The sequence below is a fragment of the Aeromonas sp. Y318-3 genome (assembly GCF_027706185.1).
GTDB lineage: Bacteria > Pseudomonadota > Gammaproteobacteria > Enterobacterales > Aeromonadaceae > Aeromonas > Aeromonas veronii.
Window position 1 is genome coordinate 127,394 of sequence record NZ_JAPDCN010000004.1, and the last position, 14,505, is coordinate 141,898.

13 protein-coding genes and 1 pseudogene are annotated in these 14,505 nt (G+C 45.6%); 13 read left to right on the plus strand and 1 reads right to left on the minus strand.

Annotated features, from left to right (window positions below; translation table 11 throughout):
- Nucleotides 1–8: 8 nt before the first annotated feature.
- Nucleotides 9–932, minus strand: a complete 924-nt coding sequence (locus tag OKB77_RS07275; protein WP_150389167.1) for a WYL domain-containing protein — start codon at nt 930–932, stop codon at nt 9–11.
- 100 nt (nt 933–1,032) lie between these two features.
- Here OKB77_RS07275 and OKB77_RS07280 point away from each other — a divergent pair, with 100 nt between their 5' ends.
- The 13 genes and pseudogenes from OKB77_RS07280 to OKB77_RS07340 all read left to right on the plus strand — a co-directional run bounded on the left by OKB77_RS07280 (nt 1,033) and on the right by OKB77_RS07340 (nt 14,437).
- Entirely contained in the window at nt 1,033–1,332 is a 300-nt protein-coding gene (locus tag OKB77_RS07280; protein ID WP_223849309.1) for a DUF4258 domain-containing protein, read from the plus strand.
- Nucleotides 1,329–1,958 carry an ADP-ribosylglycohydrolase gene (locus OKB77_RS07285; protein WP_223849308.1) on the plus strand — a complete coding sequence of 210 codons (630 nt, stop codon included), beginning with the start codon at nt 1,329–1,331 and terminating at the stop codon, nt 1,956–1,958. The genes OKB77_RS07280 and OKB77_RS07285 overlap by 4 nt, the downstream gene beginning before the upstream one ends.
- Nucleotides 1,959–2,484: 526 nt before the next feature.
- Entirely contained in the window at nt 2,485–4,098 is a 1,614-nt protein-coding gene (locus OKB77_RS07290; RefSeq protein WP_150389166.1) for a hypothetical protein, read from the plus strand.
- 21 nt (nt 4,099–4,119) lie between these two features.
- Nucleotides 4,120–4,965: a hypothetical protein gene (locus OKB77_RS07295; protein ID WP_150389165.1), complete on the plus strand. Its 846-nt coding sequence runs from the start codon at nt 4,120–4,122 to the stop codon at nt 4,963–4,965.
- Between the two features lie 2 nt (nt 4,966–4,967).
- Entirely contained in the window at nt 4,968–6,497 is a 1,530-nt protein-coding gene (locus tag OKB77_RS07300; protein WP_100653831.1) for an AAA family ATPase, read from the plus strand.
- A 345-nt stretch (nt 6,498–6,842) separates the two neighbouring features.
- A pseudogene (locus tag OKB77_RS07305) lies at nt 6,843–7,759 on the plus strand (IS5 family transposase).
- A gap of 314 nt (nt 7,760–8,073) precedes the next feature.
- The gene (gene yhfZ / locus OKB77_RS07310) at nt 8,074–9,018 is read left to right on the plus strand and encodes a GntR family transcriptional regulator YhfZ (protein WP_197725323.1); all 945 of its coding nucleotides are present in this window, start codon (nt 8,074–8,076) and stop codon (nt 9,016–9,018) included.
- A gap of 58 nt (nt 9,019–9,076) precedes the next feature.
- Nucleotides 9,077–9,265, plus strand: a complete 189-nt coding sequence (locus tag OKB77_RS07315; protein WP_270817310.1) for a hypothetical protein — start codon at nt 9,077–9,079, stop codon at nt 9,263–9,265.
- Between the two features lie 143 nt (nt 9,266–9,408).
- Nucleotides 9,409–10,287 (plus strand): phosphotriesterase-related protein, encoded by an 879-nt coding sequence (locus OKB77_RS07320; protein WP_150389164.1) that lies wholly within the window; start codon nt 9,409–9,411, stop codon nt 10,285–10,287.
- Between the two features lie 14 nt (nt 10,288–10,301).
- The gene (locus OKB77_RS07325) at nt 10,302–10,661 is read left to right on the plus strand and encodes a DUF2620 domain-containing protein (RefSeq protein WP_029303224.1); all 360 of its coding nucleotides are present in this window, start codon (nt 10,302–10,304) and stop codon (nt 10,659–10,661) included.
- A gap of 10 nt (nt 10,662–10,671) precedes the next feature.
- Nucleotides 10,672–11,973: a YhfT family protein gene (locus OKB77_RS07330; RefSeq protein WP_113739467.1), complete on the plus strand. Its 1,302-nt coding sequence runs from the start codon at nt 10,672–10,674 to the stop codon at nt 11,971–11,973.
- Nucleotides 11,974–12,045: 72 nt separating this feature from the next.
- Nucleotides 12,046–13,209: an alanine racemase gene (locus tag OKB77_RS07335; RefSeq protein ID WP_150389163.1), complete on the plus strand. Its 1,164-nt coding sequence runs from the start codon at nt 12,046–12,048 to the stop codon at nt 13,207–13,209.
- A 10-nt stretch (nt 13,210–13,219) separates the two neighbouring features.
- The gene (locus tag OKB77_RS07340) at nt 13,220–14,437 is read left to right on the plus strand and encodes a phosphopentomutase (RefSeq protein WP_127005505.1); all 1,218 of its coding nucleotides are present in this window, start codon (nt 13,220–13,222) and stop codon (nt 14,435–14,437) included.
- Nucleotides 14,438–14,505: the final 68 nt, after the last annotated feature.

Genomic DNA, 14,505 nt, shown 5'->3' on the forward strand with positions numbered 1-14,505 from the left:
GCGCAGGGTTAACTTGGTCGCATTTGTAGGTCTGCACTCTTGAGCTTGAAGGTACAGCCTTGCTGGATGAGCTCCTCCCGATTTGCCAGCACCAGCGGGTAGAGCAGGGGATGTTGTTGATGTTCTCCGTTATAGCTCACTTGCATCCGTTCCAGTGCATAGTGCATCAAAGGGATGCGCTGGCTGATCAATAGCTGGTTCCCCGTCATGGCATAGTCTCTGGCAATGATGGCTTGTTGTCCTTCACTGAGCCCGGGATTGGGAACGACTACTGCAGTCACCTGAGTGTTCCACTCCAGATCCTGCTCCCGGCCGTGAGGGGAGGCATCCAGCAGATCCGGTTCGCCCCGAAAACGACTCATCACAAAGTCCAGATATTCCCCTTTCTTCTCGCAGTAGGCGCGTACGTGCCAGCGGATCCCGTCATAGACCAGAGTGTGGGGCACGATATTGCGGCCACTCTGCTCCTCTGAACTGAGGGATACGTAGTCGACATCGACCCGCAGCTGGCCACGGGCCGCCTGCACCAAACCGCGCACAATCCTGGGGTCGATATGGCGGTTTGGCACATCCAGGATCTCGATATGGCCGTAGCGCAAATCCATCAGCGGCAGCGTTAACAGGCCCGCTTCATGTTGGCGCTGGTGCTGCTTTTCACGGTGTAGCAGCATCAGGTACTCATCCACTTTTCCCTCACTAAAGCGCGGGACAAAGTGCTCTGTGGGTTTGTATCCCTTCAGGCTTCTGTCATAGACCAGCCCCTCCGGTGAGTAGTGGGTCAGGTAGTGGTTGATGTCCCGCGATGCCTGTTGACGACCGATATTGAAGGCGGTCATCAAATGATTGGTGGTCAGCCGCCCTTCCCACTGCAAGACGATCTCCAGTAGACGAAAACGCAGGGTTTGATCCCAGGTGAGCTCTTTGGGTGCCATACGTGCTCCAAAATGCGACATGTTTATGTAACCAGTATCGGCATGAGTATACAGGATACATATAATGAGTCCATCTAAATGAGCGCCAAAGGAACATGTCATGAACGGGAAGCTGGTTAGTGCATACAGTCATCACGCCGCGTGCCGGATGCAGCAGCGCGGTATTGCTCCCGAGCTGGTAGAGCTGCTGCTGAGCATCGGACGTTCTTCTTATCACCAGGGACGCGAACTGGTTTATCTCGATCGCAAAAGCGTGACGATGCTGCAAGCCGGTACGGAGTGCCAGAGGAATGCTGCCAGCGGCTGCGCGGTCACTATCTGGTACTGCAAGACGGTGAGATTGTCACCGTCGGTCATAAAACCACCCACTTCAAACGCGATCGTCACTGAGGCGCTATGAACTCAAGACTGTTATCGGATCAGGCGGCCATGCCCCTGGTCAGGGGGATATATTGCCTACTGTCAGCCGAGCGAGCTAGGGAGCTGACCGTTCTGCTTGCCAAAGGCACGCGTCACCAAGAGGGTGAGACTTCACCACTGGCGGTGGTGACGGCATTGGCTATCCATGTCGAGCAACATCGGCTGGATTGCACGTCACAGCCGATCTATCTGGGGCGTGAGCAACTGATGACTGGTGCAGCCGATTTGCTGGGGGAGGATGCCAGCTTTGAAGATCAGGATGCGTTTCGTCTGTTGGCGCTGCTACTCGACAAATTGCTGCGAGGAGGGCGTGGCAGCCGTCAGGCCAAGCTGCATGGATTAACGGTAAGCGTTATGGAGCAGCGGGCGCTGGCAGCAACATCTCCAAATAGCGGTGCTGTGTTGCGTGGGAGTTGGCGTCGAAAATCACTAGATCAACTCGGCATAAGTAATTGGCTCGCAGTGGTCGAATCTGCGCTCTGGTGTTTTTGGCATAGCGAAACACTGCAAAAGGGTGAAGCACTGCTTGGTGTGTTACCGAAGGCAGATATCCGAGTGCGCATTGTATATGGCATGTTGGCAGGAGCCTTTTACCTAGGGGACTAATCGAGGTTCAGCCCATTTAGGGACGAACTGCTCCGTCACTTTAATCTCCGGATTACAGGCCTATCCTGACCGCAATCATGAGTTTTGTTGACGCAAAAAATGCCTTTATCAAGATCAGGTGCGAACAGGTCCTTAATGTGAGATAGTTTGCCCTAATTGGTATCTAGCATGAGGTCAGCGTGAGTCAGCAACTCAGCTTTGCGAGCCGCGAATTTAGTGGCAACTCCGGCATAAGTCGCACAGACACATTCATTGTTTACTTATTTGGTCTGTGTTCGGGGGCAACTATATGTGATACCGAAATAATATTCAATTGCAAAGGGGAGAGTGGTCACAGTATTTATACATTGGACACAAAGCGTTGTAGTGGTTGTGATTACGTCGGTGACTACCATCGAGGCGAGAGCATTCCTCAATGCTTAAAGTACAAAAAAAGGAGTATTTTCATGGTTATAGTGAAATTACTTCATTTGCCTGGGTTATATTTTCATCGTTTCGTCTAGAAAACTCAAAGGAGTGAAAAGTAATGATTGAAACAAAAGATAATGAAATTAAAAACACTACAGAAACCATACACTCGATTGTAAATCTGATCGAAAAAGATGTTCTTAATCCAGATGACAGTGCGGATAATATCGAGAAGGCATTGTCGATTGATTTGGTCGGCGAGAATCGCCTAAAAGTAGGTGAAGTAGTTCAGTCATTTGTACAATCCTATAGCAATAAGTTAGAAGAGACTCCAGATATAGCTTGGCTTGATAGTAAGTTTTCTCAGTATCCAACTATATGGAAAGATAGTGATGAACGAAACAAAACAGCGCTGATAATTGTTGAGTGTGTCCAGATGTTTGAGGAAGAAAAAAAGACACTTATCAAATATCGTGAGCGAGGACTATCCCGTGGTAGCTATCTTAAAACAGCCATAGAAAACGGTGCTAAGGCTCAGGGGGTTAATGATATTGGAAGTTACGCTGCCGAAATCGACAGAGCCATAGAGCAGGCAAATAATGACAATATTAAATTGATGTATAGAAGGGATGGTGAGATTAACCAATCATGGCATCTTGATGGTTTCATTGCCGAGCAACACCATGTCGAAAGTTTTAATCTGGAAGCTGCTGCACAGGGATGTAGTTACCGTGCGGAAGTACTTAAGCCAGCACCAGGTCAAACATATGGTAAGAATTCAGTCGATATAGTTATCCGAGATGGAAATGGTAAAATAGTCAAACGCTACCAGTCAAAATACGGTGCTAATGCGGACTCAACCAAAGAGCTTTTTGAGAAGGGAGACTATCGGGGGCAAAGAAAATTAGTACCAGAAGGTCAAGGGAAAGAAATCAATAACAGCACAGAAATTATTGAACATGAAGGCGTAAAGTCAAAGCCTTTATCCAAAATCGATGCCAAGGAACGTCAGCGTAAAATCCAAAAAGAGCAGGATGCCAAACAATACGAATGGAATGATGTTAATAGTAAAGCTATTGCTAAGAATATAGGGCAGAAGGCTGGTGTGGCAGCTATGTTGGCAATTGGTTTTCAAGGTGCGCGTATTCTAGGTCGACGAATCTGGAATACTCTAAGAGGGAAGGCTAACAACAGCATTGAGGAAGATGTTATAGAGTTTGCCGAAAGTGCCTTAAAGTCGGGAGTCAGCTCTGGGCTAACAGTTGCTGTAACCGGCGGTATGGTTGTTGCCTGTAGAAGTGGCTGGCTTGGAGCAACTCTAAGCCGCACACCCGCTGGCCAAATTGCAAACGCAGTATGCGTCGGGATCGAAAATGTTACAATCCTTGCAGATTTAGCATCTGGAAAAATCAGCGGCGAAGAGGCATTGGACAGAGCGGGTGATACAACTTGCAGTTTGATCGGCTCTTTGGCACTAGGCGCAGAGGGAGCAACAATAGGAGCCAAGGTAGGCTTAATACTAGGACCTATAGGCGCCGTGATAGGGGGCATTGTAGGGGGAGTTGTGGGTGGGATTGCCGGCAATTCTGTGGGACGTGCCATTTGGGAAGGTGGCAAAATTATCAGTAAATTTGTGGCTAATAGTGTTAAAACCGCTGCATCACGCCTGTTTGAAGGTTCAAAAAGTGTAGCTAATAGCATTGGTAATTTTTTCATTAGTGTTTTCTGTTAGTAATGGTGGGGTGAAATAAAAATGACAAAGACAATCAAATTTAATTTAATAGTTGATGGAAAACCGATCCGGAATTTGGATGAGCTTCGAGAGAACTTCAATATTGAGGATGTTCTTGCCTTCTATCGAAATGGCTTATTGAGTCGTTGGCTCGAATCACGAGATCTGATTGAAGAGTTTTCTGAGTTAAGAACAATATCAGAAGACGATGTAGAGGCGGCGAAAGAATTATGCAAAATTTTTCATGGTAATTTTACAAATCAACAGATTGAAATGGCCGCGTATCCATTCGCTTTTCGTCGGAAGCATATCGAGCGCCTTGAGCATCATGAAAGTTCGGATGCAAAAATAAGAGAAATTATCCGCACATACCATGAAAACTACACAAAACTTCTTTCGAGTATTGAAGAGCGAAGTGCAGACTATCCATTTATTAAGTCGGCCATAGCTGAAATATTTTCACATTACTTTGAGCTTTATATCCTTGATGCGCGTGCATTTTACGAACGCTTTATTAAAACACATCCATTAGTTATCTTGGCAGTTTTAGCTAATACGGATATGCGGCCTCACATTGCGAAAGAACTTTCGCAAGTTAAGCAAGATATTGGTAGTGCATGGCCGAATCCTGCACTACCTCACGTTCAAAGCTTTGCCGGGGTCACAGAAGGTTATTGGAAAGATTTAAAACCTGAAGGGACTAGCTATCTTATTATTCAAATGGTTAATGGGAACTTTGTACGTAACTTTGGCAAAAGTGGTGAAGAGCTAAAAGTAGATGACGTAAATGGTAAATTCCCTATCTTAGATGGTATTGACTATAAGAGCAATAGTTCAACTCATGCACTTGTTTATATGGAAGTTTAAGTATGAGCCAGGAAGATAACACTAATTTTTCGACCAAACTAGCTGCGTATGTTGCTGCTTTACGTCCAATTATTTATATAAACCATTTCGATTCCCATTCAGTTGATTCGCTTATAGCAAGTATTGCTGAGAAGGGAACTAAGATATATGAATATAATGAAGCCGGACATCATATCGATTTCTTACATAAGATTTCGGTTGGAACGCTACCCGGTTATGATAACCTGAATGGATTTCTATCAGCATTTGATGACAATGAACCAAAAAATGTTTTTTTGGTGTTAAAAGATGTGCACCGCCAGCTCCGTCCCGAAAGTGCTGATGCAGCTATCATCGCTCGACTAAAGTCAATTGCAGAGCGTACGATGTTTCGTGAAGGCGTATATGTCACTGTTTTTTTAGTATGTTCAGAACTCGTAATTCCATCTGAACTGGAAAAAATAGTTACTATTTTCGATATTCCCTTGCCAGGACCTGATGACATTGAAAGTATCATTCAAGATTACGCCAATGGATTCAATATTCCAATTACCCTTGAGGATATCAATGAATTATGCGTATCCTTTAAAGGATTGAGTGATTTCGAAATTAGGCAAATTCTTAACCTTGCTTATCAACGCTCAGGACTAATCACGGCAGCAGACAAACAGTTGATTCTTGATGAGAAGGAACAGATTATAAAAAAAACTGGTATTTTAGAAATTTTGTCCTTCAATTCTAATCTCAACGACATCGGTGGTTTGGACAACCTAAAAAGATATCTTCACAACAAATCTCATATATTCAATAATTTGGGTGAGGCTCGTCGATTTGGTATTGATATACCAAAGGGGCTTCTTATTGTTGGCATGCCTGGTTGCGGTAAAAGCTTGACTGCTAAAGCTACAGCTAGCCAGTTCAATGTACCATTGTTGCGTCTTGATGTTGGTAAATTGATGGGGAAATATGTAGGTGAGAGTGAGAATAATATGCGTCGCGCAATCAAAACTGCGGAAGCTGTATCTCCTTGTGTGCTATGGATTGATGAATTGGAAAAAGCTTTTTCGGGTCTCAGTGGGCAGAGCGGTAGTAACGATGTAACTACTAGACTGTTTGGGCAATTTTTAACGTGGCTTCAGGAAAAAGAAAGTTCTGTTTACGTGGTTGCCACATCAAACGATATCTCTGCATTGCCTCCCGAATTCTTGCGAAAGGGGCGATTCGATGAGCTTTTTTTAGTCGATCTTCCTTCAGCAGAAGAAAGGCGTCGAATTTTTGAGATACATCTTAAAAAACGTGGAAAACTTGGGGAACAAGTTGATGTACTCAAACTTCTCAAAGATACTGAGGGTTATAGTGGCGCAGACATCGAATCACTGGTGAAAGAAACGGTTGAGATAGCGTTTGTTTCTGATGATAAAACTGTGACGACTGAGAAACTAACAGCTGTAATCAAAACAACCAAGTCTATATCTATCACGCTAAAGGATAAAATTTCCCAGTTAAAAAGTATCTACGATAAGTATGATTTTCAGAAGGCAAGCATTGGCTGATCAATATCGGCCTACTATCTCAAATTTCTGAAACCAAAAGGGTGGAAAAAACGGGAGGTATTCCTCCCGTTTTTATTTGAGTATGTAAAACCTTCCGTTGTTGCCAAGTAGCATTATGCTGTTATGGAGGCTTTGCGGGGAACAGGTTCGAGGTGAGCTGCTGATGCAGACCGTTGTCAGCTGACAACGGCTGATGTTGGTCTACTGAGTTCGATTTCATTTCACCGCAAATGCACTGTTTGATACCTAGAGTGGCGTTCGTTGTTGCCCAAATCGATGCAGCTTGAATGGAACTAACTGAGGACTCGATGAGCTGATCACCACCATCCTCTTCAAGTCTGCATCATGGGCACGTCGCTTCATCCCATCACCAACTGGCCTCAATACAACAATTCTTTGATTAACCGTGGTTCACTCACCTTCTGGGTTGATACCGATGCCATGCACAACTATTTTCACCAAGACCATCACGGGCGACGGGACCGCAGCCAGCTCTACAGCGACCAGAGCATCTGCACCTTAGATGCTCAAGGGGAATTTCAACCTCACTCTGCTGGCCACTCAGGGAATACTCTACTCCTTATTCGCGTTGATGAATGTGCCGCTGTGTCTGTCGGACTATAGAGGTGCCAGCAAGCGGGTAAGCACGGTGACGGTGGCGTATCGGCAGCCATTTAAAGCAAAGGTTACCGATCAGGTATCGACTCAACCGGGCTGAAGGTGTTTGGTGAAGGCGATTGGAAGGTCAGAAAACACGGCGCCGAGAAGCGGCGAGTCAGGCAGCAAGCTGCATCTGGCAGTGGACCCCGCCACTCACAATATCGTGGCAGCACAAGTCTCGTTGGAAAATGTCCATGATACCGAGGTGTTGCCCACCTTGCTCAACCCACTGCGGCGCAAGCTGGGACGTGTTTATGAGGATGACGCCTACGACAGCAAAGCCAGCCATCAGCATATCTTGCGCAAAGGGGCGACAGCCTGTATCCCGCCTCGCAAGAATGCAGGGCTCTGGAAAAAGGGGCACCCAAGAAATGAAGCCGTGCTGGTGATGCACAAAGAAGGGCTGGCGCACTGGAAGAAGATATCAGGGTATCACCGTCGCTCACTGGCCGAGACGGCGATATATCGGTTCAAGCAGTTGCTGACGGGGAAAATCAGTCTGCGTAACTACAACGGCCAAGTGGGAGAAGTAATGGCGTATGTAAGCGCCATAAACAAACTGAACACTCAGGGTTTTTCCCGTTAGACAGCCCCGAGTGTAGCAGTCACCAAAGGCTGGGGGCAGTTGCTGCTTGGTTTGGGAAACAACGCCTATGATTGTTTTGACTTGTCTATCTGATGCTCTCGGAGACAGTTCTATAGGATCAAACACCGAAGTTGAAGTTAGTTCATCTGATTATAATTTCAGGCTTATTTTAATTTTTTTCAACTAAATCATGATGTTATTTTTGTTTTTATGGCGTCATTATTGGCATTTTTGTAGAGCATATGTTGCTCTCATTGTCTCCTGGAAGCTTCTCTCTTATCCGATTTGTTATGAAGGCGCTCACAAAATTGAGCAATCGTTTGGCTTTTGATGAAATCTATGCTGTATTATTTATTCAAAATAATGAAGATAAAGACGATGACAAACGCATACATCAGTAAAGAAGGCATGGCAGTGATATGTCTTGCAAAGTATCTCATGACGACACGGCCTGACGACCGTCTGAGGACCATAGATTCCTTGTCAGAGGAGATTGGTGTATCGGTTGGATTTATACAGAAGGCGTTTACCACGCTGGAAAATGACAAGGCTGTCAGCTTGAGTAAGCAGGGGCGTAATGGCACTTATATTCGGCAACTCGATTATCAAAAGCTTGTCCGTTACTCCGGCATCAGCCATGTGGTGTGTGCCATGCCGCTGCCTTATACAAAGCACTACGAGGGGCTGGCCAGTGGATTGAAGGCGCAACTTGGCAGCCTACCACTCTACTTTGCCCATATGCGCGGCGCTGATGTCCGTGCCGAATGCTTGAAAAAGGGTGTCTATGACCTAGCCATTATGTCCAAGCTTGCTGCTGGAACATTGGGTGGTAGCGTTAAAATCTTGGCGGATCTGGGGGCTGAGTCCTATTCACTCGAGCATCGCTTGATTTATCGGGAAAACGAATATGAGACTATCAAACGCGTGGGGGTCGATCCGGCATCTCCTGATCAGCGAATTCTGACCGAGAAGGCGTTTGCAGAAAAAGAAATTGAAATTGTCGAGATCAACTATTCCAACAGCTTGAGTTATCTCGTTTCCGGGCAGATAGATGCGGTCGTGTGGTTGCCCGAGGCCATCGATATGAATGTATCGGGGCTGTGCGAAAAATCGCTCCAGCATATTGATGAATGTCGCCAAGCATCCCAGGCGGTCATTCTTGTCGGTCGCCAGAGCCAGCATGTCAGCGAGCTAATTAGTAAGTTACTTGATGTTCATCAACTATTGGTCCATCAGCGTTTAGTAATTGAAGGGAAGTTGATACCAAGTTATTAATATTTGAATATGGAGATATGCAGTGATAGCGCGATTACAGTTACTCCGGTCAGCCGATGTGATCAGTCATGATGCATTAAACGCATGTTTAGTGGTAATGGAAGACCTCAGGGAGAGCTTTCCAGTTGGTGATGCTAACGAACAATTCCAGATGATGATTGTCCATCTGGCCAGGGCATTTGATCGGATTAAGTCAGGAACACCAATAGAGCAAGGCATGGATCCAACCCTGTTTGATGAAGTATAGGAAGATCCATTCTTCCATGATATTGATGTGCTCAACAAAAGACTGCTTGATAAAATTGATCTTGCGACAGCTCCGGAGAGTGAAAAGTCATTTATGTTGAGTAATCTTTTATCACTGCACTACTCATGTCAGGAGGGTATGTAATGTCGATTAGCCTCGATGGTTACACCTATTGTCATGAACATCTGCACATTGACCTATCTTCACAGAAAAGAGATGAAGATTGTCTTCTTGATAGTTATGCGTCGATCCGGGATGAGCTTATTGCACTCAAACAGTATGGCGTGCTTAATATCATCGAGATGACAAATCGTTTTATGGGGAGAAATCCTCATTTTATTGAAAATATAATGCATGATACCGGCATGAATATCCTGATGTCGACAGGTTATTACATCGAAGGTTTCTTCCCCGAGAAGCTATACCGTATGTCAGCTCGCGAGATATGCGGTGAGATAGTGCATGAAATCACGGTGGGTATCGATGACAGTTCACTTAAAGCTAGTGTCATTGGAGAAATTGGTAGTAGCGAGAACGCATTTACCGAAACGGAGCGAAAAGTCTTTGAAGCTGCAGCAATGGCGCATTATGAGACCGGCCGCCCAATCTCGACCCACCTTTCCATGAGCACCATGGCAAGAGAACAGGTGAAGTTATTCAAGTCGTATGCGGTCGCAATGGAAAGGGTCACTATCGGTCATTGCGATCTTAAAAATACTCTGGATGACATCTTGTGGTTGATCGAACAGGGTTGTCATGTTCAGTTTGACACTATCGGCAAGAACAGTTACTTCCCTGATTCGTCGAGAATCAACATGCTGAAAGAATTGGCTAGCAGGAATTTGTTGGATAGAGTCATGCTATCTATGGATATAACTAGAAAATCACACCTTAAAAAAAATGGAGGCCTTGGATTTTGTTATCTGGTGGAAAGTTTTATTCCACAGTTACTTGAGTCAGGTATTAGTAAAACTCAAATAGAACAAATGTTACGTCTTACCCCTTACCACTTTTTTAAATGAGGCTGGATATAAAAATGAAAAAAATAGGGATTGCTGGATTGCAACGTGAGCAGATAAAGGCGCAGATTGAACAAGCTGCACCGGGGGAGTTTGAATGTCATATTCTCAATGACATGGATGCCGCCATGAAGGTAAAAGCGGGAGTCCTGGATTATTACATCGGGTGTTGTAATACCGGTGCTGGGGCTGCACTATCAATCGCTATCGCTATTATCGGTTATCCGAAAAGTTGCACTATTGCTAAACCTTCCATCAAAGCTAAGTCCGAAGAGGTGGAGAAGTTTATTCAAGAGGGCAAGGTGGCGTTTGGTCTTTCAGTGGAACATGTCGAACATGCCATTCCTTTATTAATTACCAAGCTTGCCGCCAATTGAGGGCACAAAAATGGACATTATTCAATTAGGGTTAGTCACTCTGTTGTGTGCCATGACAGCTCTGTTGGCCAATATGAGTGCATCGGTATTTCATGACGGAATCAGGCCGATTCTACCCCAAGTCGTCGAAGGAAATATGTCGCGGCGTGATGCGGGATCCGTGGCGTTTGGCTTGTCGATTGGTTTCGTCGCCTCAGTCGGTATTTCGTTTACGCTTTCCACTGGTCTTCTAAACCCTTGGTTGCTCTTTTTACCGACCGACATTCTTGGTGTGATGATGGCTCGGCGCTGGCAAGCCGCATTAGCTGGCGGTTTGTGGGGGATTCTGGTTGTTACCTCTCTTTCCGGTGTGAATGCTGTATTGACAGGCTTGCCTGTCGATGCGGTTGGCGCGTTAGGTGAATTGGGTACGCCAGTGATGACCGCTTTTGCACTGTTTCCGCTGCTCGCCATCTTTTATCAGTTCGGTTGGAAAGCTGGTGCTATTTCGGCTGCAGTTATTGTGCTGGCTCGGCTGGCCACGATGAAATTTACCACTATTTATCCTGAGTCCCTGCAAATTTTCGTTGGGATGATGATGCTGGTGGGGACTGCCATATACAAAGACATCAACGATAAGAAAAATGGTATCGCGCCGCCTGATATGTCGGGTATGCACAGTTTGTTTGAAGAACGCACCAAGCGCATCATGAAAAACCTGCCGTTCCTAGCTGCAACCGGTGCGCTGGTAGCTGTGGTTGTCAACGCTGGTTATTTTGCTGGTTCTGAAGTCTCTATCTATCCGCTTGCCGATGCCTACAAGTTGACCGATCCTGTCGCGCAGCAGACGGCAATCAACCAGGTTGCTCTTTCTGAATTCATGCGCGGGCTTGGGTTCGTACCTCTGATTGCGACCACTGCACTGGCCACTGGTGTATATGGTGTGGTCGGGATGACTTTTGTGTTTGTGGTTGGTTATCTCTCACCTAACGTACCTGTTGCTGCGGTGCTGGGGGCCCTGACCATTTGTGCGGAAGTATTCTTGCTGCGTCGGATCGGCCATTTCCTGGAACAATTTCCGTCTATTCGTAATGCTTCGGATAATATCCGTAATTCGATGAACACGCTGATGGAGTTTGCACTCCTGATCGGTGGGGTACTGGCGGTGATGAAAATGGGTGGGACCACCGGGATTACCATTTTCACTATCTTGTTCTTCCTCAATGAGGTGATGGGCCGTCCTGTACTAAAAATTGCTGCTCCGGCTCTCGCTGCCATATTAACTGGTGTTGCACTCAATATTTTCCATATCGTCGGAATTTTTAATATCTGACCCCAGGGTTACCCGGTTTGACAGCCTGAAAACTATCGGGCCGGGTAAGCTACATTTATAAGGTGAGCGAAGATGTTTCTTGATGCTTTGAAAAGACAAAATCCGAGATTTATAGAGTGTGCAGCTGAATTATTAAAATCCAACCAGGTTTTGCCTGACACTTATATTATTGATGTCGACCAGTTTGTTGAAAATGCGAGGGTGATCAAGAAAACTGCAGATGAGTATGGGATCACACTCTATGCGATGACGAAGCAATTTGGACGTAATCCCGTTTTAGCAAAATTGCTGATCGATGAGTTAGGTTATGATGGTATTGTCTGTGTTGATTTCAAAGAAGCACGCCATTATTCAGATCTGGGAATAAATGTTAGTCATGTTGGGCATTTGGTTCAACCACCTACTGGGATAGTCCATGAATTGGTGAGTGTCACCAAACCAGAGATTATAACCGTTTATTCTATTGAAAAGGCCAAGGAGATTTCATCTGCTGCAGTTAATGCGAATGTAGTTCAAAAGATTATGGTCAAGTTTTATCAGCATGGTGACATTATTTATCCCAGTCAGGAGTCTGGATTTTTACTAAGTGAGCTGGATGAGGTTATCCAATCATTGTCAGCACTACCGAATATCGCTATAGCGGGGGTCACTCATTTTCCCAGCTTTCTCTATGATGAAGATAAAGATGTGACCGTGGCCACACATAATTTCAGGACAACGATGATTGCCAAAGAGCAGGCTGAGCGAATGGGTTGCCGGATAACACAGGTCAATGTTCCGTCTTCAACTAGTTGTGAAACAATACCGCTAATTGCCTCTCGAGGTGGGACGCATGGCGAACCGGGACATGCTTTGACCGGTACAATTCCATCAAATCAGAATGGGGATCAGCCAGAAAAGATTGCAATGCTTTATTTGAGCGAGATATCTCATCAGCATAACGGAAATAGTTATTGCTATGGTGGTGGATATTATCGGCGTGGACGTATTCGTGGCGCACTGGCAATGGATGGCTCAGATCCACACGGACGCTTCATGCCATTTGTGGCAGGTGATGATGGCAGCATCGATTACCACATCCAGTTGGCGGGAACGTGTCCCGTCGGCACACCCGTTATTATGGCTTTCCGCTCCCAGGTGTTTGTGACCAGGAGTGATGTTGCGCTGGTTGCAGGAATATCGACAGGGACCCCGAAAATCATCGGACTCTATGATTCGCAAGGGCGAGAGTTGTAAGGGAGGGATTATGGCAAGGTTTATTGTTGTCGTCCTCGATGGCTTTGGTATCGGCGAAATGCCGGATGTACTGGCCGAGCGACCACAGGATCACGGTGCCAATACAGCAAGAAAGCTCATTGAGCATTTTTCAGATAAACATCTGCCGACGTTGGCACGGCTTGGATTGTTGAATACGGTGTATCCCGTCAACTCAGTGATGCAACGTAGCCAGGCTGCAAACTGGGGTAAGTCAATGCTGGGCCATGAAGGGTGTGACACCTTTATGGGGCATCAAGAGATCATGGGGACCAAACCGAGAGCACCGCTACAAGCCCCCTTTAGTACATATATCGAAAAGATAGAGGCAGGGTTGATTGCCGCAGGATACCAGGTCAACCGAATATATCGCGATGCGCTTGCCCTACTGGAGGTCAACAGCTGTGTCGTGATCGGGGATAACCTTGAGGCCGAGTTGGGACAGGTTTATAACATTACAGCCAATTTGAACTTGATATCATTCGATGACGTCGTGAAAATCGGAAGAGTAGTCAGGAAATATAATGATGCTGGACGAAACATAGCGTTTGGTGGACTGATTGATTCAATGGATGACATCTATTCAGCCATAGAAACCAAACCAGATAAAAACGGAAATATAGCATTTATTGGGGTCAACGCTCCACGTTCTGGAGCCTATAATAACGGATTTAAGGTTATTCACCTTGGCTATGGAGTCGATCCATCGACACAAGTGCCACACTGTCTTAATCAGGTTGGAATCAAGACGTTCTTATATGGTAAGGTCGCCGATATCGTAGAGAATGAACACGGTGTTTCATATCCAGGAGTAGTCGATACCGATACACTGTTTGATTTATTGCTGCGGGATGTTGTTCGGAAAGATAATGCATTTTTCTGCCTCAATGTTCAGGAAACGGATCTTTCTGGTCACCAACAAAATGCTGGGCGTTACTGGAATACGCTCGAGAGAGCTGATGCCGGATTATCAAAGATATTAGACGCTATGTCCATAAGCGACCTTTTGATTGTTATGGCTGATCATGGCAACGATCCCTTTATCGGACATTCTCTTCATACAAGAGAAATGGTGCCAATATTGTTATTCAGCCATGAATTAAAGGGGCTTGAGTTAGGTGTTCGCGATACCCTATCTGATGTGGGGGCCAGTGTTGCCAAATTCTTTAATGCTCCCATGCCAGAATTTGGCTCGCCCATAAAGTTCTAGTTCGACGATATATAAACACTAATTATGTTCTTTACACATCACTTTTTATGTTGGTGAGATAGGCTTAT

Excerpts from the sequence above, each read along its gene's own strand:
- OKB77_RS07275 (WP_150389167.1), bottom strand. The coding sequence starts at position 932 with ATGGCACCCAAAGAGCTCACCTGGGATCAAACCCTGCGTTTTCGTCTA.
- OKB77_RS07280 (WP_223849309.1), top strand. The coding sequence starts at position 1,033 with ATGAACGGGAAGCTGGTTAGTGCATACAGTCATCACGCCGCGTGCCGG.
- OKB77_RS07285 (WP_223849308.1), top strand. The coding sequence starts at position 1,329 with ATGAACTCAAGACTGTTATCGGATCAGGCGGCCATGCCCCTGGTCAGG.
- OKB77_RS07290 (WP_150389166.1), top strand. The coding sequence starts at position 2,485 with ATGATTGAAACAAAAGATAATGAAATTAAAAACACTACAGAAACCATA.
- OKB77_RS07295 (WP_150389165.1), top strand. The coding sequence starts at position 4,120 with ATGACAAAGACAATCAAATTTAATTTAATAGTTGATGGAAAACCGATC.
- OKB77_RS07300 (WP_100653831.1), top strand. The coding sequence starts at position 4,968 with ATGAGCCAGGAAGATAACACTAATTTTTCGACCAAACTAGCTGCGTAT.
- yhfZ (WP_197725323.1), top strand. The coding sequence starts at position 8,074 with ATGAAATCTATGCTGTATTATTTATTCAAAATAATGAAGATAAAGACG.
- OKB77_RS07320 (WP_150389164.1), top strand. The coding sequence starts at position 9,409 with ATGTCGATTAGCCTCGATGGTTACACCTATTGTCATGAACATCTGCAC.
- OKB77_RS07325 (WP_029303224.1), top strand. The coding sequence starts at position 10,302 with ATGAAAAAAATAGGGATTGCTGGATTGCAACGTGAGCAGATAAAGGCG.
- OKB77_RS07330 (WP_113739467.1), top strand. The coding sequence starts at position 10,672 with ATGGACATTATTCAATTAGGGTTAGTCACTCTGTTGTGTGCCATGACA.
- OKB77_RS07335 (WP_150389163.1), top strand. The coding sequence starts at position 12,046 with ATGTTTCTTGATGCTTTGAAAAGACAAAATCCGAGATTTATAGAGTGT.
- OKB77_RS07340 (WP_127005505.1), top strand. The coding sequence starts at position 13,220 with ATGGCAAGGTTTATTGTTGTCGTCCTCGATGGCTTTGGTATCGGCGAA.